This window comes from Enterobacter ludwigii, assembly GCA_023023105.1.
Classification (GTDB): domain Bacteria; phylum Pseudomonadota; class Gammaproteobacteria; order Enterobacterales; family Enterobacteriaceae; genus Enterobacter; species Enterobacter adelaidei.
In genome coordinates, this window is sequence record CP083824.1 from 1,833,938 (window position 1) to 1,852,739 (window position 18,802).

The 18,802-nt window shown below is 50.8% G+C and carries 21 protein-coding genes and 1 pseudogene; 11 read left to right on the forward strand and 11 right to left on the reverse strand.

The annotated features are described in order from the left end of the window. Positions 1-5 precede the first annotated feature (5 nt). Positions 6-488, reverse strand: a pseudogene (locus tag LCD46_08800) (CSS-motif domain-containing protein). Between the two features lie 230 nt (positions 489-718). Here LCD46_08800 and LCD46_08805 point away from each other — a divergent pair. The 3 genes from LCD46_08805 (at position 719) to LCD46_08815 (ending at position 4,371) form a co-directional block, all read left to right on the forward strand. Beyond that, on the forward strand, positions 719-2,239 hold the full coding sequence (locus LCD46_08805) for a cyclic diguanylate phosphodiesterase (protein ID UOY72390.1): 1,521 nt from the start codon (positions 719-721) through the stop codon (positions 2,237-2,239). A gap of 125 nt (positions 2,240-2,364) precedes the next feature. Further along, a complete protein-coding gene (locus LCD46_08810; GenBank protein UOY72919.1) occupies positions 2,365-3,837 on the forward strand; it encodes a sensor domain-containing diguanylate cyclase in 1,473 nt (490 codons plus the stop codon). 285 nt (positions 3,838-4,122) lie between these two features. Then, a complete protein-coding gene (locus tag LCD46_08815; protein UOY72391.1) occupies positions 4,123-4,371 on the forward strand; it encodes a GlsB/YeaQ/YmgE family stress response membrane protein in 249 nt (82 codons plus the stop codon). Between the two features lie 129 nt (positions 4,372-4,500). Here LCD46_08815 and LCD46_08820 read toward each other — a convergent pair whose 3' ends face one another. After that, positions 4,501-4,599, reverse strand: a complete 99-nt coding sequence (locus tag LCD46_08820; GenBank protein UOY72392.1) for a YoaK family small membrane protein — start codon at positions 4,597-4,599, stop codon at positions 4,501-4,503. 45 nt (positions 4,600-4,644) lie between these two features. Then, the gene (locus LCD46_08825; GenBank protein ID UOY72920.1) at positions 4,645-5,673 is read right to left on the reverse strand and encodes a sensor domain-containing diguanylate cyclase; all 1,029 of its coding nucleotides are present in this window, start codon (positions 5,671-5,673) and stop codon (positions 4,645-4,647) included. A gap of 308 nt (positions 5,674-5,981) precedes the next feature. Here LCD46_08825 and LCD46_08830 point away from each other — a divergent pair, with 308 nt between their 5' ends. Both LCD46_08830 and LCD46_08835 read left to right on the forward strand, forming a co-directional pair. Next, on the forward strand, positions 5,982-6,236 hold the full coding sequence (locus tag LCD46_08830) for a DUF333 domain-containing protein (GenBank protein ID UOY72393.1): 255 nt from the start codon (positions 5,982-5,984) through the stop codon (positions 6,234-6,236). Between the two features lie 80 nt (positions 6,237-6,316). Further along, positions 6,317-6,622: a hypothetical protein gene (locus LCD46_08835; GenBank protein ID UOY72394.1), complete on the forward strand. Its 306-nt coding sequence runs from the start codon at positions 6,317-6,319 to the stop codon at positions 6,620-6,622. Here the strand turns inward: LCD46_08835 and LCD46_08840 are convergent, their stop codons facing one another. Next, on the reverse strand, positions 6,623-6,967 hold the full coding sequence (locus tag LCD46_08840; protein ID UOY72395.1) for a DUF488 domain-containing protein: 345 nt from the start codon (positions 6,965-6,967) through the stop codon (positions 6,623-6,625). A 101-nt stretch (positions 6,968-7,068) separates the two neighbouring features. On the opposite strand from LCD46_08840, the gene LCD46_08845 reads away from it, so the two are divergent. Then, positions 7,069-7,776 carry a CTP synthase gene (locus LCD46_08845; GenBank protein UOY72396.1) on the forward strand — a complete coding sequence of 236 codons (708 nt, stop codon included), beginning with the start codon at positions 7,069-7,071 and terminating at the stop codon, positions 7,774-7,776. Positions 7,777-7,807: 31 nt separating this feature from the next. On the opposite strand, the gene LCD46_08850 is transcribed toward LCD46_08845, so the two are convergent. After that, positions 7,808-8,995, reverse strand: coding sequence for a CynX/NimT family MFS transporter (locus tag LCD46_08850; protein UOY72397.1), 1,188 nt, complete (start codon positions 8,993-8,995; stop codon positions 7,808-7,810). Positions 8,996-9,091: 96 nt separating this feature from the next. On the opposite strand from LCD46_08850, the gene LCD46_08855 reads away from it, so the two are divergent. Continuing rightward, on the forward strand, positions 9,092-9,886 hold the full coding sequence (locus tag LCD46_08855) for a helix-turn-helix transcriptional regulator (protein ID UOY72398.1): 795 nt from the start codon (positions 9,092-9,094) through the stop codon (positions 9,884-9,886). Here LCD46_08855 and LCD46_08860 read toward each other — a convergent pair. Then, positions 9,870-10,316, reverse strand: coding sequence for a DUF441 domain-containing protein (locus LCD46_08860; GenBank protein UOY72399.1), 447 nt, complete (start codon positions 10,314-10,316; stop codon positions 9,870-9,872). The genes LCD46_08855 and LCD46_08860 overlap by 17 nt on opposite strands. A gap of 145 nt (positions 10,317-10,461) precedes the next feature. On the opposite strand from LCD46_08860, the gene LCD46_08865 reads away from it, so the two are divergent. Continuing rightward, entirely contained in the window at positions 10,462-10,566 is a 105-nt protein-coding gene (locus LCD46_08865; GenBank protein UOY72400.1) for a hypothetical protein, read from the forward strand. A gap of 21 nt (positions 10,567-10,587) precedes the next feature. On the opposite strand, the gene LCD46_08870 is transcribed toward LCD46_08865, so the two are convergent. The 3 genes from LCD46_08870 to yeaG form a co-directional block, all read right to left on the reverse strand. Continuing rightward, a complete protein-coding gene (locus LCD46_08870; GenBank protein UOY72401.1) occupies positions 10,588-11,088 on the reverse strand; it encodes a YbaK/prolyl-tRNA synthetase associated domain-containing protein in 501 nt (166 codons plus the stop codon). 99 nt (positions 11,089-11,187) lie between these two features. Further along, a complete protein-coding gene (locus LCD46_08875; protein UOY72402.1) occupies positions 11,188-12,471 on the reverse strand; it encodes a YeaH/YhbH family protein in 1,284 nt (427 codons plus the stop codon). A 74-nt stretch (positions 12,472-12,545) separates the two neighbouring features. Next, positions 12,546-14,480, reverse strand: coding sequence for a protein kinase YeaG (gene yeaG / locus LCD46_08880; GenBank protein ID UOY72403.1), 1,935 nt, complete (start codon positions 14,478-14,480; stop codon positions 12,546-12,548). Positions 14,481-14,911: 431 nt separating this feature from the next. Here yeaG and LCD46_08885 point away from each other — a divergent pair, with 431 nt between their 5' ends. Continuing rightward, complete coding sequence (locus LCD46_08885) at positions 14,912-15,658, forward strand: MipA/OmpV family protein (GenBank protein UOY72404.1); 747 nt, start codon at positions 14,912-14,914, stop codon at positions 15,656-15,658. A gap of 78 nt (positions 15,659-15,736) precedes the next feature. Here LCD46_08885 and LCD46_08890 read toward each other — a convergent pair whose 3' ends face one another. Then, the gene (locus tag LCD46_08890; protein UOY72405.1) at positions 15,737-16,621 is read right to left on the reverse strand and encodes a D-hexose-6-phosphate mutarotase; all 885 of its coding nucleotides are present in this window, start codon (positions 16,619-16,621) and stop codon (positions 15,737-15,739) included. A gap of 75 nt (positions 16,622-16,696) precedes the next feature. Further along, positions 16,697-17,692, reverse strand: coding sequence for a glyceraldehyde-3-phosphate dehydrogenase (gene gapA / locus LCD46_08895; protein ID UOY72406.1), 996 nt, complete (start codon positions 17,690-17,692; stop codon positions 16,697-16,699). 340 nt (positions 17,693-18,032) lie between these two features. On the opposite strand from gapA, the gene msrB reads away from it, so the two are divergent. Beyond that, positions 18,033-18,446 carry a peptide-methionine (R)-S-oxide reductase MsrB gene (gene msrB, locus LCD46_08900; GenBank protein ID UOY72407.1) on the forward strand — a complete coding sequence of 138 codons (414 nt, stop codon included), beginning with the start codon at positions 18,033-18,035 and terminating at the stop codon, positions 18,444-18,446. Positions 18,447-18,487: 41 nt separating this feature from the next. Further along, a complete protein-coding gene (locus LCD46_08905; GenBank protein UOY72408.1) occupies positions 18,488-18,766 on the forward strand; it encodes a YeaC family protein in 279 nt (92 codons plus the stop codon). Positions 18,767-18,802 lie beyond the last annotated feature (36 nt).

Genomic DNA, 18,802 nt, shown 5'->3' on the forward strand with positions numbered 1-18,802 from the left:
ATTACCAGAGAGTAACTCGCTGTAACCGGAGAGAATTTATCGTAAGCGTAGCGGGAGGTGAAGATAATAATGTTATGATAAATTGCCGCGTTACCTGTAAAAAACTCTTTTTTGTCAAACTGGGCCAGAAGAAAGCCCCTTGGGGTTTTATGCAGTTCTGCAGGAAGTGCAACAGGAGTAGCGAGTTTACCCCAAAAAGCAGTACAGACTATTTTTCCTTTCTCTATGAATCCGACGTCACCAAAATAGAGACTGTCGAGTTTTATTTGCCTGTAACTATCAAGACTGGTTTTATCACATCCCTGTGTAGTGATGCTTTTGAGAGCCAGCGCCACGTTTTGGGACAGGTCTTCTGAATATTGTAAAAGCGTATGGGAAATCTCAAGCTGTTTGCTCTTCTGCTGGCTAACGATAACCGCATTGACCGCATAAAGAGACAGGACGACCAGAAGTGTTGAAATGATAGCAACAGCAATGATCTTTTTCATTTTCCCGTTATCCTGTCTGCTCCCTCATTTTACAAATCCTAACACAGACAGGACCAGGCACAAGCCTGATAGTCACGCCCGTTGATCACATTCAGAACGATAACTCATGCAAAAGCATCAGTTTTTTAAGATAGCTTTTGACTAAGCTATTTTTAATGCTATATGCAACGCTGAGTTAAACATAGCGCCTTTTTCAGGAACCCTACTTGTTTTTCTGGTAAGGAAAAATCATGCGCAACCTTATGATGCCCATCCTCTGCGCTTTATTTCTCTTTCTGAGTGGCATGTTAATTATTAACTGGCAGTTATGGCATATGGCTACACTCAGTTACACCCAGACCGCCGCCGCAAGCACTCAAAAAATAGATAATATTCTTGCTGAAGCTGTCAGTGCCGCCAATACCGCTAAGCATGTTGCTGCACAGGGATGTACCCGTGACGGACAGCTGGAGCTGGGGACAGAAGCCGCACTGAAACCGCATCTGCGTGCCGTGATGATCCAGCAGCAAGGCCAAATCATTTGTACCTCACTGCCGGGAAATGGCGTATTAATTGTTCGTCCTCAAACGTTACCCAACGAAACATTGATGCTGTTACCGGGTAATCGACTGGTGAATGGTATTCCGGTTCTCATTTTCCAGATGTCGATCGCGGATGGGCGCGTGATTGTCAGCGTAAGTGACGCACATTTGCGGGATGTGATTGCAAGCGCAACAAATAGCGCTGACATGGCGTTGGTTGTAGGTGAAAGAATGCTTGCGCGCACCGGTGATGTGAGGGACTGGAAAGCCGCCTCATGGGCAGGGGCGTTAACGGCATCGGCGCATTTCCCGTTTAGCGTGGTCTGGCAGCCACCCGCTTTTTTCAGTCTGAGGCGATTACTGCAACAAGGATGGAGCCTGATACTGCTCATTCTCGCATTGTCCGTTACGGTTGGATTTTTGATCCGTCGTTACAAGGGGAAAAGCTCCTCATTTGAAGACGATCTGCGGAAAGCCATTTTGCACGGAGAGATCGTTCCTTATTATCAGCCGATCGTCAATGGTGATACCGGTGGGCTGTACGGTGTTGAGGTATTAGCAAGATGGAAGCATCCAAAATCGGGTTTTATCCCGCCGGATGTTTTCATTCCGATTGCGGAACGGAGCGGTTTGATTATTCCTCTGACCAAAGGGTTAATGGCGAAGGTGGTCAACCAGCTAAAGCCGCTTCTGCCTAAGCTACCAGACGGGTTTCACATCGGAGTTAACATCAGCGCCAGACATATCAATGCACCTTCTTTCATTGGTGACTGTCGTGTCTTCGGAAAGGGGTTTCAGGGGAAAGAAGTTAAACTGGTCCTCGAGGTAACGGAGCGTGAACCGTTGATCGATAATCCTCATCTTGTGGAAAATCTCAACACGCTACATAACGCTGGCTTTGTCATTGCACTGGATGATTTTGGGACGGGCTATTCAGGGCTTTCGTGCCTTAATGCACTGGCTATTGATTATATTAAAATTGATAAGAGCTTTGTAAACCGGGTCTCTGAGGAGAAGGATTCAACGATTCTGCTGGACTGCGTCATTGATCTGGCTAAAAAACTGTCATTGCGCATTGTGGCTGAAGGCGTAGAAACGAGGGAGCAACTGGAGTATCTCAACCGTAATGAGATTACCCTTTTGCAGGGATACTATTTTGGTAAGCCCGTCTCCTATATTGACTTTATTAAAGTCATTTTATCTAAGCCCAGGGAGACTATGAGTTTGTAAAATGCAATTAAGGCCAGCTTCTGTTGTATGCTTAAGTGCAATTCATTTTCCTCTTATCCTGAGCTTTGTTACAGTGACAAGAGTTGTCAGCCAGGGATGTCAGGCGTGATAAGGTGGAAAAGCTCGTGCATGTAAAAAATACTTTCTACACAACAACCATTACCGTCATCATTGTCTCATTGATCATCTCGCTTTCGCTTGCTGTCCAAATTAGCACATCCAGACAGCAGTCAATCCAGCAAATTAATACCAGCGTTGCCAACCTGAGTCATACCCTGGATGTGTATACTGAGGGGATCATGCGCCAAAGCGAAATGCTGATTACGACGGTTTCCGACATAATCGAAATTTATGGCATGACCCCACAACAGGCGACCAATATCCAGCGGATGATAAGCAACCAGGATAATCTCCTTACCCAGATTAATAATGTGGCTGTTTACGATGTCCGGGGCGAACTCTTTACCGCATTGCACGAAACTTTTTCTGGCCCCCGGAAAGGAGTGGACAGGGCTTTTTTTATCTACCACAAGAATAATAAGAGTCAGCAGATTTTTATTGGTGAGCCTGTGGTAAGCAGAACTAATGGTAAATGGGTTATCACCATTAGCCGACGCCTTGAAACCCATACCGGAGCGTTTAATGGTGTCGTCGTTGTGACACTGGGCATCGAAAACTTTCTGGCGCTCTACGGGCAGATTAATATTGGTCATTCTGGCGTCATTGGCTTAACGACACAGTCAGGCGTCTTGCTGGTCCGTTATCCCTTTAAAAATAACTATATTGGCGCGATTGTCTCTGATTCGCCTCTCTTCAGAAAATATCTCAAGGTACAAAATACCGGGATCGCCAGTTCTATTTCCCGGTTTGATAAAATCGAACGCATTTATGCCTATGAGAAAAACACACGTTACGGACTGGTCACCACGGTGGCCGTCAGCACCGATGAAGCACTCTCTCCCTGGCGCAAGCAGGCTATTCAGCTTGCCGTTCTTATTTTCGTTTTTACCGTAATACTCATTGTGGCGTCGTATTTCCTGTATTCGGATTTATCACGAAAAACCAGAGATAACAAAGAGCTGAAGATTATTGCCTCTGAGGATGCGCTGACAGGCCTTTTCAACCGCCGCAGTTTTGATGAAAAAATACTCTCGGAAATTGCGGGTTGCATAGCGCGCGGTGCGCCGATTTCGGTGCTGATCGTGGATGTGGATTACTTCAAAAAATACAATGATAACTATGGCCATCCTGAAGGGGATCGTTGCCTGGCTCTACTGGGAGACACTCTCAGGAAAAGTCTTACCCGTGATAACCAGATTGTGGCGCGGTATGGCGGGGAGGAGTTTGCGCTGATCTTACCTGATGCAGATATCCAGGAGGCGCGGCGTATTGCTCAGACGATTATTCGTAATGTCTTCTCTTTACAAATTGAACATGCTTTTAGTCCTTTTGGGCGGGTAACGGTAAGCGTAGGGGTCTCCACTGCACGTGCTGTAGAAATAGCCGGTAGCCAGCAGAGTATTATCATTGCTGCAGACCAGGCGCTTTATCAGGCAAAACGCGCCGGCCGTAACCAGTACGCTTTTGTTGGGGTATGAGCAGAAAAAAAAGCCCACTCAAGAGTGGGCAAGAAATACTGGAAGCAATGTGAGCAATGTCGTACTGAATACTTGAGTCTTTTACTCAACCACTCAGTGTTGAGAAAGATAATCTTTCTCAACAAAAGATGCAACCCCACAATTTATGTGAAACGCTCTTTTTTGTTGGTGAATAAACAGACGCTCTCTCACTGTGATGCTTATCACAAATTTTCTTTCTCTGATCCTGTGCTATTCTTTTTGTGTCGTTGATTTAATGACAAAAACCATACAGAGAGGAAAGTTATGGGAATTTTATCCTGGATTATCTTTGGGCTTATTGCGGGTATTCTGGCGAAGTGGATCATGCCGGGCAAAGATGGCGGTGGGTTTATTGTTACCGTAATACTGGGGATTGTCGGCGCGGTCGTCGGCGGCTGGATCAGTACGCTGTTCGGTTTTGGCAAGGTCGATGGCTTTAACTTCGGCAGCTTTGTCGTTGCAGTGATTGGTGCGCTGGTTGTTCTGTTTGTCTACAGAAAAATCAAAAGCTAAATCTGAACGCGTTGAAAAAGGCTGCCAGAGGGCAGCCTTTTTTACGTAGCGGGTTTACCACCAGCCGAGCTGTGTACCGGCAAAAGCCCCAATGGCAACGATCAACATAATGAGGGTTGTTTTTCTCATTTATGCCCCCGGTGCTGCGTAACCACCGACAAAAAACCACGCCAGAAAAACCACAGCCGTTATAAAAATAACGACCGGGAAGAGGATCCCTATTCTCATATCATCACCTGTTTCGGTTTCTATAACGCCGTAGAGTGTACGGGGTTAATCCATAGTGAGAAAGCGTGTTTTGCTTTTTCCTTTCTTATCCTGATACATCGCGATATCAGCGGCGTGTAACGCACTGTCCGGATCGGTTACGTCAGGATCAACTTCGATAACGCCAATGCTGGCTCCCGGGTAAATGATATGGACACTGCCCAACCAGTATTCACCCGCAATGCAGGCGCTGAGGCGTGTTTTTAGCAGGTTTATCTGCGTGCTATCACCTTCATTGCCCGTTTTGCTCAGAGAAGCCACCAGGAACTCATCGCCGCCCAACCGGCCAATGATATCGTCCTGCAGTTTTTCTTCCGTCAAACGCTTGCCCACTTCAACCAGGAACTGGTCGCCAGCTTCATGCCCGTAACGATCGTTAATCAGTTTGAAATCATTCAGGTCAATAAACGCGATGATGGCATTACGTTTAAGGTGTCGCGCCAGAGAAAACAGGGTCGTCAGATCCTCAAAAATGGCTCGACGGTTGGGTAAGCGGGTAAGGGCATCGGTATAAGAGTGCGCGATGAGCGCGGCATTGGCTTCCCGAAGCTGGGCCACCAGAGACTCTTTCTGAATGTACTGGGCAATCAACCCGGCGAACAATTTCAGAACCTGTTCGCCGCGCTCGCTGAGCGGTTTCTTTGCCGTGCTGGTGGCGCAGAGCGTTCCGTAAAGTGAACCATCAGCAAGATGAACAGGAATACTCATGTAGGTGGTAATGCCAAGCGCTTTCGCAGCCTCGCAATCAGGCCAACGTTCAGGAACATCATTGCTGAATAGCGTATTGCTATCCAGTGCGCGCTTACACAGTGTTTCATCCCATGGAACACTCAGTCCCTCCGGGATCTCCATCTGCTTGCTGTTGCGGGCATAGAGAATATGCTGCAGTCGTGCTTTGATATCGACCTTCGTCAGATAAGTCGACTCCATATCGGTCACAATTTCCAGCATCTCCAGCAGCTGACGAACGAGACTTTCAAGGGATTGTTCAGTGGCGAGGGTTTCTGAAACACGGGCAAGGATGATATCCGACATGGCGTAGAATGACTCCCATGCAGAAGACGTCTGCATCTGCATGTTATGCTGAATTTTTAGACTTCTGGCATAGTAAAACATGAATATAGAAAATTTAATATATGCAGAGGGAGAGGCGCTGGTGAAAAAAAGCCCCGTTGTTGAGACCGGGGCAAAGACATCTTGATTACGGAATGATGTTCTCTGGTCATATCGAGAACACGTCATACTATAGTGTTGAAAAGTGCAGTTAAAATGGAGAAACCATGGAGAAAGCGCGAGTGACCCGTTACCCTTAAACTATTGATGAGTTCAAAAGGATCAACAAGATGAGATTTCTGCTTCTGGCGCTGGCGTTCCCTCTGATCGCCTGCACCACAAAAACAACGCCACCTGATGCGCCGAAACCACCACACGCTGTCGGTATGGCAAACCCGGCCTCCGTTTATTGTCTGGAGAAAGGCGGGGAACAGATCCCTGTTCAAAGCCCACAGGGTGTCCGCACGGAGTGCAAGTTACCGGGTGGCGAAGTGATCGATGAATGGACGCTTTATCGTCGCGATCATCCGCAACCCACCAGGTGACAATGACATATTGACTGCGATACACTTCTCTTTAGGATTATTCTTAGCCAGTTTCTGGCCACCTTTACCGTGAGAGAAGTATGTTTCAGCTTAAACCGGGCAGCATGGCGATGATCATCGGTGCCCGCACTGCCTCTGGTCGTCGCAATATTGGTAAATCCGTTGAGTTATTTGGTCTTTGCCAGCCTGGCTTACGTTTCGTTAACCCGGTCAATGGTGTTATGACGGAACTGCCCGCAACGGCGGATCGCGCGCTTTGGCTGGTAACGGGAGATGTCTACGCCTTTGACAATCAGCACGGCTTTGCATTTGTTCGCCCTGAACACCTGATGCCGCTTACCCCGGATGAAACACCGCAAACCCTTGATGAGCTGATGATCGACTGATTATAGATGGCGCAGCCAGTCGGCTAATACCAGGGCATGATTTTGTGTCTTATCTTTTGCGCCGTAGAGCAGGGTGACGGTCTGCTTTTTTGCCAGCTTCGCCAGGCGCATTCCTTCCTCTTTGTGCTGCGCCAGCTCTTCACGATAGGCTTCACTGAAGGCTGCGAAATCAATGGCTTCTCCGTGAAAGGCCTTGCGTAATTCATTTGACGGCGTGAGGGTTTTACACCATTCATCATACGCGAGGTCCGTTTTTTTAACTCCTCGCGGCCAGAGCCTGTCAACCAGAACCCGATAACCATCGTCCGGGCTTGCCTGCTCATAGACGCGTTTGCATTGAATCATATTTCCACCCTCCTAATTTAAGGTATTGTGATAATTGCAGAAGATCGGTAGTCTGAGGTTCCTTATGTTATCTGATAATTCCCTGGCATAAGGAACCTTTCATGGAACACCTCCCGGTAAAAACGACGCTGCGCATTGCGCTGGTTGGCGATTACAATCCTAATGTTATTGCACATCAGGCGATTCCGCTGGCCATTGACGACGCCGCAGCAGTCCTCGACCTCACCGCCGATTACGACTGGCTTGCCACGACCGAACTGACCAGTCCTGAAGATCTGGTAGGGTACGATGCCATCTGGCTGGTTCCTGCAAGCCCCTATAAAAACACGGAAGCTGCCTTTATCGCTGCACGCTATGCCCGTGAAAACAGCATTCCGTTCCTCGGTACCTGCGGTGGGTTCCAGCATGCGTTGATTGAGTATGCCCGTAACGTATTGGGCTGGAGCGATGCGGCACATGCCGAAACGGATACCGAAGGCACCATGGTGATTGCACCGTTGGCCTGTTCGCTGGTGGAAAAAACCGATGCCATTGAGCTGCGTAATAACACGCTGATCGCGAAAGCCTATGGTAAGCCGGAAATTGAAGAGGGCTATCATTGTAACTATGGCGTATCGCCGGCGTTTGCACAGGCGCTTGAAAACGGTGATATGCGCGTGACTGGCTGGGATGAGCAGGGTGAGATCCGCGCTGCAGAGTTGGTTACCCACCCCTTCTTTGTGATCACCTTATTCCAGCATGAGCGTGCGGCACTGGAAGGTCGCCCGGTGGTACTGGTACAGGCGATGCTGCGCGCGGCGCGCGGCTAAAAAAGGCAGACCCGACGGCCCGCCACAATGTTTAACGGGGCGTGATCTCCCGGTCACGCCCGGCGAGCATACCGCAGATGGCCATGACCACCGCAGCCAACGCGCAGCCCAGAAGTGGGATGCGCCAGTCTCCCGCAGTATCGTGAATTTTTCCCATCAACGGTGGACCGCAGGCAGCGAGCAGATAGCCAAATGACTGCGCCATACCGGATAACGCCGCAGCCTGGTGTGCAGAGCTGGCGCGCAGGCCGATGAACGTCAGGCCGAGGATCATCGTTGCGCCGGTGCCAAAACCGAACACCAGTGTCCACAGGACTGCCATCTCAGGTACGAACCACAATCCTGCCGCGCTGACTGCACACATCAGAGCCACAACCCCGGCGATTATCCGCTGATCCTTCAGACGATGGAGGATCAACGGCACAACAAGACCTGGTACGGCGGTGGCGAGCTGTAACAGACCATGCACCGAGCCGGCCTGTGCTTCGCTGTATCCGTGGCTGAGTAATATCGCCGGCAGCCAGCCGATGATGACATAGTAAATCAGCGAGTTAATCCCCAAAAACAGCGTCACCTGCCAGGCAAGAGCAGAGCGCCAGATCGCGCGATTATGCAACGCCCCAGCGCCCGTTACCGTCGCGACGTGTTTCTGACGCCACTGTGGCAGCCAGAGCAGCAGTGCAATCAGGGGAAACACCATCAGCATCAGCAGTGCGCCATGCCAGCCAGCGTCACCTTGTGCCAGAGGAACAATCAGCGCAGAGCCTAACGCCGCAGAGACCCCCATCGTCAGGGAATAGGCCCCGGTGAGACGGGCTACCTGACCTGGAAAATCACGTTTAATTAATCCCGGCAGCAGAACATTCCCCAGCGCAATACCGCAGCCAATTACCGCCGTACCCATGAAAAGCAACGTTGCCGAGGGCAGGGAGCGAACCGCAATCCCGGCGCAAATCAGCAGCAGGGCGATAAACAGGCTTCGCTCCATGCCGATACGCCGGGCGACACCTGCGGCGAGCGGGGAGACAAGCGCAAAAGCCAGCAGAGGCAGGGTGGTCAGCAGACCGGTTTGTGCCGTGCTTAAGCCATAATCAAGGCGAATAGCGTCGAGCAGGGGGGCTGCCCCGGTGAAGGTAACGCGCAGTGTAGTGGCAATCATCAGGATGCCTGCGATCAACAGCGCGCTTTGTTTTCCAGAGATGCGAATAGCAGTTGTCATTGTGTTCTCATACGTTCAAGCGAGGGCACACAATACCGATTTTCTCAGTGGTTGAAATCAGGCTAAAATGACAGTTTATCGCTAATATCGGACAACATGATGATCGGTCTGGGACTGGATGGCTACGATCCTGATAGCCAGCACGATGCGGCCATCGCGTTCCGCATCCGCGTGGTGGCGGAGGAACAATATATTCCATTGCATCATCACCGTAAGGGGCAGCTGATTCTGGCCCTTGGTGGTGCTATCACCTGCGAAGTAGAAAATGCCATGCTGATGGTACCGCCTCAGTATGCTGTCTGGATCCCCGGCCAGATGCCGCACAGTAACAGGGCTACGCCGGGAGCACAGCTCTGTTTTTTATTCATTGAACCCGGTGCTGCCAGTTTGCCCGATCGCTGCTGCACCCTGAAAATCTCTCCCCTGGTACGGGAACTGATTTTATCTCTGGCAGAAAAGTCGCGTGAACAGCTTCATCTTGCGGCTACGTCACGCCTGGTGGATGTCTTATTTGATGAACTGCCGCTGCAGCGTCAGGAGCATTTGCAGTTACCCGTTTCACCTCACCCCAAAATTCGGCTGATGAGTGAAAAGATGGCGGAAGAACCTGCCGCCTGGCAGACGCTGGCACAGTGGGCGAGCCACTTTGCCATGAGCGAACGCAATCTGGCGCGGCTGGTGGTGAAAGAAACCGGTTTAAGCTTTCGCCGCTGGCGTCATCAGCTGCAGTTAATTGTGGCGCTACAGCATTTGATTAGCGGGAAGTCGGTACAGCAGGTGGCACAGACACTGGGCTATGACTCTACCACCGCATTTATCACCATGTTCAGGAAGGGGCTTGGCCAGACACCGGCACGTTATATGGCTAACCTGACTACGACTTCCCAATAAACAGTGAGACCAACCCCGCTGCAATCAGTGGGCCCACTGGCACGCCGCGAAAAAGCGCTACACCCAGCACGGTTCCCACCAGCAGACCCGCCACCAGCGAGGGCTGACTGCTCATCAGCGTGACGCCGCGACCGCCCAACCACGAAACAAAAATACCGACCGCAATCGCCACCAGCGATTTCCAGTTTACAAACGAGTGCAGCAGCGTTGATGCAGGCAGCGTGCCGCTGGCGATGGGGGCCATCACCCCGATGGTGAGTATGATTATCCCGATAGTGAGGCCTTGTTTTTCTATCCACGGGAAAAAGGTGTTTAACGGGGTCACGCGCACGATGATAAGCACCAGAATCGAGATGGCGACGGTGGTGTTATGGCTGATAAAGCCGAGCGCGGCGAGCGCCAGAAGAATGAGCAGAGTCGGGTCAAACATAGGGAATCCTTGCCAAAATAATTAACTTGCTTACAGTACGCGCAAACGCGGCGCAGGACAGTTTTAAAAAGATTTTCTTGCTGTCATAACCTTGTCATTTACGCGGATTAAAACGGAGACAGATATCGCAAAAGGGATCGCCATCATGAACGATCACATGTTTGTTGAGACGCTAATTATCTCCTCGTCGTTTTTCGCTATTGCCGTTATTCTCGTTGCCTCTGTTCTGTTTTTGGAAAGAAGAGGCTGACCGGATCGTCAGCCATCGCAGCTACGCTTTATGGAAGGTCACCAGCTCAGGACGAGCGATACGCAGGTAATCCTGGGTACTCATAATCACGGATTTCTCCAGCAGACCGGCGTTGAACGCGATTTCGTCAAAACGCTCGAACAGCAGCGGGTCGGCAACCAGCGTCAGGTCGGGATGGAAGCTGAAAGGCGGGATAGCGCCAAAAACGCAGGCGGTCAGAGTATCGACTTCGGCCGGGCTGGCGAGAGACGCTTTTAATCCGCCAAAATGGCTGGCAAGCTGGCTCAGGTCGGCCTGCAGATCGGCGGCCAGGATCGCCAGAACGTGTTTTTTTACACCGTTTCCCTTCACTTTGCAGACCAGAGCTTTAGCGCCTTGCCTGAGATCGGTCCCGCGAATTTCACTCACCGCCTCACATTTCCCCACCGCCTCGTGCTCCATGACGCGAAACCGTGCGCCCTGCTCGGTGAGTAAAGCGATCAGCTGCTGGTGAGTCCCTGTCCCAATAACGTCTTCAGACATAACGATTTTCCCGGTGATAATTTAGTATGCAGATTTCTACATTAGCACGGGATGAACGGGGTCGAAAGAAAACAGCCAGCGAATTCGCTGGCTGTTGGGTCAGGCATTGCTGGTGCTCGATTGCTTATGAAACAGCTCCCTGAACACCGGATAGATGTCATCCTGGTCACGGATATGCTGCATGGCAAAGTTATCGAACATAGATTGCAGATGTTCATATTCCCGCCACAGGGTCTGGTGCGCACGACGGGTAATTTCGATATAGCTGTAGTAACGCACGACGGGCAGAATTTTCTTCGCCAGAATTTCATGACACAGCGGCGAGTCATCTGCCCAGTTATCGCCATCCGAGGCCTGCGCGGCATAAATGTTCCACTGCGCCGGGTCGTAACGCTCTTTTACCACTTCATCCATTAGCTTCAGTGCGCTTGATACAATGGTTCCCCCGGTCTCCTGGGAGTAGAAGAACTCATGCTCATCCACCTCTTTGGCCTGCGTGTGGTGGCGAATATAGACCACCTCCACGTTCTTATAGGTTCTGCTCAGGAACAGGTAGAGCAGAATATAAAAACGCTTCGCCATATCTTTGGTGGCCTGGTCCATTGAACCGGAGACGTCCATCAGACAGAACATCACGGCCTGGCTGGACGGCTCCGGACGTTTTTCGTAGTTCTTGTAGCGCAGGTCGAAGGTGTCGATAAACGGCACCCGATCGATCTTCGCCCTCAACTCAGCAATCTCTTTACGCAGGCGCTCCTCTTCCAGCAGTTGTGCCGGTTCCGTGTTTTCCACGACTTTCAGGTTGCTTTCGAGTTCGCGTAGTTCGCGACGTTTACCTGCCGTCATGGCCGTGCGTCGCGCCAGTGAATTCTGCAATGAACGCACGACGCTGATATTGGCGGGTACGCCATTGGCGGTATAGCCCGCGCGATGGGTTTTGTACTCGTTAAGCTGACGATGCTGATTCTTTCTCAGATTCGGCAGCGCCAGATCCTCAAACAGCAGGTCGAGATATTCATCTTTCGAAATCTGGAAGACAAACTCGTCCTGACCTTCACCATCCTGGCTGGCCTGTCCCTGACCGCTTCCTGAACCACCGCCGCCGCCCTGAGGACGCTCAATTCTGTCGTTCTGAACGAAGTGGTCATTACCTGGGTGTACGCGATGGCGCAGTCCGCCACGCCCCTGATGAAACATCGGTTCGCTGATGTCATCGGTAGGGATGGAGACAGATTCGCCGCTGTCGACGTCAGTCACCGAGCGTTTGTTGATGGCCTCGGAGATAGACTGTTTAATTTGCGCTTTATAACGGCGCAAGAAGCGCTGGCGGTTCACCGTGCTCTTGTTTTTGCCGTTAAGACGCCGGTCAATAAACCAGGTCATATACCCCCCGTACTGCATTTGCCAACTTGCATTTTGTAGGCCCGGTAAGCGCGAGTGCCTACCGGGCACTTGTTTTAAGACGATTTACGCACACGCAGATACCATTCGCAGAGCAGGCGAACCTGCTTGCGGGTGTAGCCTTTTTCCATCATACGGTCGACAAAGTCGTCGTGCTTTTTCTGCTCATCGGTTGAGGTTTTGGCGTTAAACGAAATAACCGGCAACAGCTCTTCGGTATTGGAGAACATTTTCTTCTCAATAACCGTGCGCAGTTTTTCGTAGCTGGTCCAGTTCGGGTTACGTCCGCTGTTATGCGCTCTGGCGCGCAGCACGAAGTTCACAATCTCGTTGCGGAAGTCTTTCGGGTTGCTGATCCCGGCAGGTTTCTCGATTTTTTCCAGCTCTGCGTTCAGGGATTCACGGTCAAACAACTGGCCGGTATCCGGGTCGCGGTACTCCTGATCCTGGATCCAGAAGTCAGCATAGGTGACATAACGGTCGAAAATGTTCTGCCCGTATTCTGAATAGGATTCCAGGTAGGCCGTCTGGATCTCTTTGCCAATGAACTCGGCGTATTTCGGGATCAGGTAGCCTTTCAGGAACTCAAGGTAGCGTTCAGCCTGTTCCTGCGGGAACTGCTCACGTTCGATTTGCTGTTCCAGTACATAGAACAGATGAACCGGGTTAGCGGCCACTTCCGCATGGTCGAAGTTAAAGACGCGGGAGAGGATCTTAAACGCGAAACGCGTAGACAGACCGTTCATCCCTTCGTCGACCCCGGCGTAATCACGGTATTCCTGATACGACTTCGCTTTCGGGTCGGTGTCTTTCAGGCTTTCACCATCGTAAACGCGCATTTTCGAGTAGATGCTGGAGTTTTCCGGCTCTTTCAGGCGCGACAGGATGGAGAAGCGTGAGAGGGTCTCCAGAGTACCGGGCGCGCAAGGGGCATGTACCAGCTCACTGTGGTTAAGCAGTTTCTCGTAAATTTTGATCTCTTCAGAGATCCGCAGGCAATAAGGCACTTTGACGATATAAACACGGTCAAGGAACGCCTCATTATTTTTGTTGTTACGGAAGGTCACCCATTCTGATTCGTTTGAGTGTGCCAGAATGATGCCGTTAAACGGCAGGGCGGAGATACCTTCCGTCCCGTTGTAGTTACCTTCCTGGGTGGCCGTCAGCAGAGGATGCAGCACTTTAATCGGTGCTTTAAACATCTCTACGAATTCCATGATCCCCTGGTTTGACCGGCACAGTGCGCCAGAATAGCCATAGGCATCCGGGTCGTTTTGCGCAAAGTTTTCCAGCTTACGAATATCGACTTTCCCCACCAGGGCTGAGATGTCCTGGTTGTTCTCATCGCCGGGTTCCGTTTTGGCGATGGCAATCTGTTCCAGAATGGATGGCCACACTTTCACTACGCGGAATTTGGTAATGTCGCCACCAAACTCATGCAGACGTTTTGCCGCCCACGGCGACATAATAGTGCCAAGATAACGACGCGGGATGCCAAATTCTTTATCCAGAATTTGCGCATCTTCCTGCGGGTTAAACAGACACAGCGGATGGTCGTTTACCGGGCTGCGTTCTCCGTTCGCACTCAGCACATAAATAGGGACGCGCTGCATCAGTGATTTCAGGCGTTCAGCCAGAGATGATTTACCACCCCCCACTGGACCCAGTAAATAGAGGATCTGTTTCTTCTCTTCCAGACCCTGGGCGGCATGCTTCAGATACGAGACAATCTGTTCGATGGCATCTTCCATACCATAGAACTCTTCAAACGCCGGATATCGGGCGACCACCCGATTCGAAAAGAGACGGGAAAGCCGGGGTTCCAGGGCAGTATCAACCATGTTTGGCTCACCAATAGCCATTAATAGCCGTTCTGCCGCATTGGCATAGGCACTGCGATCTTGCCGACAGATGGTAAGAAACTCCTGCAGTGTGAACTCTTCGTCCTTGGCAGCTTCATAGCGCTGGCGATAGTGATCGAATATATTCATGGCATGCCGTCCTTTCGTTTTTTAGCACAGGATAAGAGCCGTTCGTATGAGTAGTGGAGGCTCCCGGAAGAGAATCTCTCGCACCTCACTGCCAGAGCAGCAACCTGTGTGCCAGGTCAGACGCTAAGAACCGCAGGGTGTTCAGGAAAACTCTTCTTAAATTAAAGCGTAGATGGCATTTGCAAAACTTGCATGCCGATAAAATCTAATTTCAATGACATATCAATAACTCATCCAAAAATTTCCATTGCCGATATAAGTCATAAGGGCATTCTTCACATGGTGGTCATATAAATGAAAACGGCCTGTCATCTGAAAAATGAAAAATAACGGGTTAATCAAAGTGATTAGCAGGCAAAAAATTTGGGGAAGTACGGGTCTGGCGGTTACACTTCACCCGCTGATTATTTGACTACAGGAAAGAATGGATTGTGACCAAACTCAAACTTCTGGCATTAGGCGTACTCGCCGTAACCGCAGTTAGCACCGCACAGGCGGAAAGTCAGTGGACGGTTGGGGCGGGCGTTGGCGTCATTAACAGCCCATACAAACAGTATGACCGTGATCTTTACCCCGTTCCGGTTGTCACCTATGAAGGCGATAATTTCTGGTTCCGCGGTCTGGGCGGCGGCTATTATCTGTGGAACGATACGGCCGATAAGCTCTCCATCATGGCCTACTACGATCCGACGCACTTCAAACCAGGTGACAGTGACAGTCACGCCTTGCGTCAGCTCGACAAGCGTAAGAGCACCATGATGGCCGGTCTCTCTTATGTGCATAACACCCAGTATGGCTTCCTGCGTATCGCGCTGGCGGGAGATACGCTGGATAACAGCAACGGCTTTATCTGGGATCTGGCGTGGCTTTATCGCTACACCAACGGTGCGCTGACCCTGACGCCAGGTATTGGTGTGCAGTACAACAGTGAGAACTACAACGACTACTACTATGGCGTCTCTAAAAACGAGTCCCGTCGTAGCGGTCTGAAAAGCTACAGCGCAGATGATGGTTGGGATCCGTACCTGGAGCTGACCGCGAGCTACAACTTCCTCGGTGACTGGAACGTATACGGTACTGGTCGTTACGAGCGTCTGAGCGACGAAGTGAAAGATAGCCCAATGGTCGACAAGTCCTGGGCGGGCATTTTCTCTGTTGGTGTGACCTACAAGTTCTGATTGTGCATTAATACGGTGCAGTCAGTGCATCAAAACGGGGCGCGAGCGCCCCGTTTGCTTTATAGCGGTGCAGCGGGATTAGCGCTTAACAATGCGAATGGTTTGCCCTAAACGAGATGGTTTTTCTTCGCTGGCTTTCTGCGGCGTCGTCACGCAAGCCGTTTCTACGCAGACGAAGGTTTTGTAACCATCGTCAGGTACGTCTGCCATGCTAATAGAAACAGCCGGACCTGGGTTCCAGCCCACCACGTCGCTGTGATGGTGGTGAACCACTTCAATTCCGCGGTTCAGGGCTCCGTCGTGGATCACGCTGCACGCTTCCGGATGCTGATATACGCGGTCGGTACGATCAGGGAACGTTTGTACCCCGTCGCTGAGCTTGCCTTCTTTGGCGTTGTCCACTTTGTCGATAAAGGTATCGCCAAGACCGCTCACCTTCACTGCGTTGATATCACCCACGTTGAAATAGGTGTGCAGGGCAGAGGTGGTTTCGAACTCGCCATGGGCTTCCAGTTCAATTTCACAGGTTTTAGCCAGCTTAAAGCGGGCGTAAAGGGTGAAATCGTGCGGCCAGAGGGCGCGGGTTTCATCATTAGCCTGCAGCTCAAAGGTCAGCACTGCGCCGTTGTCATCTTCATTATGCGCTTTCAGCGTCCACTGCTGGTTACGGGCAAAACCGTGAGAAGGCAAACCCTGTTGCGCGGACGGGCCGAACCACGGCCAGCAGATCGGCACGCCACCTCGGATCGCGGCCCCTTTTTTGAAAGAGGTTGCATCACTCAGCCACAAACCTTCAACTTCTCCTTCAGGTTTCCAGGAGAGGAGGTGGGCGCCGTTCAGCGCTACGGAGGCTTTTACGCGCGGATGGTCAACGACGATAATATCGGCACCGTCGATCTGACGGCGGGAGAGCACAGGGGTAAGTTGTTCGACTACCGGAAGTGCAAAAATTTTATTAATCATTACGCAATCCTCTGTCTTTAAAGCAATAAAAAAGGCGACCGTAGTCGCCTTTTTGGATCAAGCACTCATCTCAACTTATTTGGAGATGTGAGCGATCAGGTCCAGTACTTTGTTAGAGTAGCCGGTTTCGTTGTCGTACCAGGATACCAGTTTAACGAAGTTGTCGTTCAGTGCGATACCAGCTTTAGCATCGAACACAGAAGTGCACACTTCGCCGTTGAAATCGGTAGATACAACGTCGTCTTCTGTGTAGCCCAGAACGCCTTTCATTGCGCCTTCGGAAGCAGCTTTGATTGCTTTCTTAATTTCTTCATAAGAAGCAGCTTTTTCCAGACGAACGGTCAGGTCAACAACGGATACGTTAGGAGTTGGAACGCGGAACGCCATACCAGTCAGTTTGCCATTCAGTTCTGGCAGTACTTTACCTACCGCTTTAGCAGCACCGGTAGAGGATGGGATGATGTTCTGAGCCGCGCCACGGCCACCACGCCAGTCTTTGTGAGACGGGCCATCAACGGTTTTCTGAGTAGCGGTGGTCGCGTGAACAGTAGTCATCAGACCTTCGATGATGCCGAAGTTGTCGTTGATAACTTTAGCCAGCGGTGCCAGGCAGTTGGTGGTGCAGGATGCGTTAGACACGATATCCTGGCCAGCGTAAGTTTCGAAGTTTGCACCACGAACGAACATTGGGGTGTTGTCTTTGGAAGGACCAGTCAGAACAACTTTCTTCGCACCCGCGGTAATGTGTTTACGCGCAGTTTCGTCGGTCAGGAAGATACCGGTTGCTTCAGCAACAACGTCAACACCGATTTCGTTCCATTTCAGGTTAGCTGGGTCTTTCTCAGCAGTAACGCGGATGGTTTTGCCGTTAACAACCAGGTGGCCGTCTTTCACTTCAACGGTGCCGTCGAAACGACCGTGAGTTGAGTCGTACTTCAGCATGTACGCCATGTATTCAGCGTCCAGGAGATCGTTGATACCAACGATTTCGATGTCAGAACGTTTCTGAGCAGCACGGAAAACAATACGGCCGATACGGCCAAAACCGTTGATACCTACTTTGATAGTCATATATTCCACCAGCTATTTGTTAGTGAATAAAAGGTTGCCTGTAAAATTACAAAAACCTTACGCAGCGTCAAGCGGAATCGTGTCAATCATTGCGACAAATCAATCCTGTGACTAACTTTTGTGCGACTGACTCGCCTCACTTTCCCTTTGAGCTTGCAACCAATGGGGGCTGCGCCCGGGATTTTAAAGTCCTCACAGGATAAAAATGTGAACAAGATCACAATTGCCTGACCGCTTTTTCGCGACACATAAGTTTAGAACAAAAGTGCACGCAAGGGTGTTAATGTTTTGTTAGAATCCGGGTTAAAAGATGTCTGTTTCTACAGCGAGATGTAAGCATATGTCGAACCAACGTAACCCTGACGATTTGAAAAAAAACCTCACAGAAATGCAGTTTTACGTGACCCAGAATCACGGAACAGAACCGCCATTCACCGGGCGTTTACTGCACAACAAGCGAGACGGCGTCTACCACTGTCTGGTCTGTGATGCCCCACTGTTCAATTCCCAAACGAAATTTGATTCCGGCTGCGGCTGGCCGAGCTTTTATGAGCCGGTAAGCGATGACGCAATCCGCTATCTGACAGATTCCTCACACGGCATGGTGCGTACCGAAATTCGTTGTGGAAACTGCGACGCGCACCTTGGTCATGTCTTCCCGGATGGCCCTCAGCCAACGGGTGAACGTTTCTGTGTGAACTCGGCCTCTATGAGCTTCACCGATGACGAAAACGGCGACCAGATCAAAGGTTGAAAAAACGATTCAGCAAATTATTCCTTTGAAAAGGAGAGATCGTGAATATTGATGACATGATTAACGGTATGACGCCGGAAATTTATCAGCGTCTGGTTACCGCCGTAGAACTTGGAAAATGGCCTGATGGCGTCGCGCTTACCCCGGATCAAAAAGAGAACAGTTTGCAACTGGTGATGTTGTGGCAGGCGCGCAATAACACGGATGCGCAGCACATGACTATCGACACCCAGGGTCAGATGGTGATGAAGAGTAAGCGCGAATTGAAAGAAGACTTTGGTATCACGCCGAAGCCGATTGCGACAATGAAAATGCAATAACGGTGCGCCTCACCCAGCCCTCTCCCTGTGGGAGAG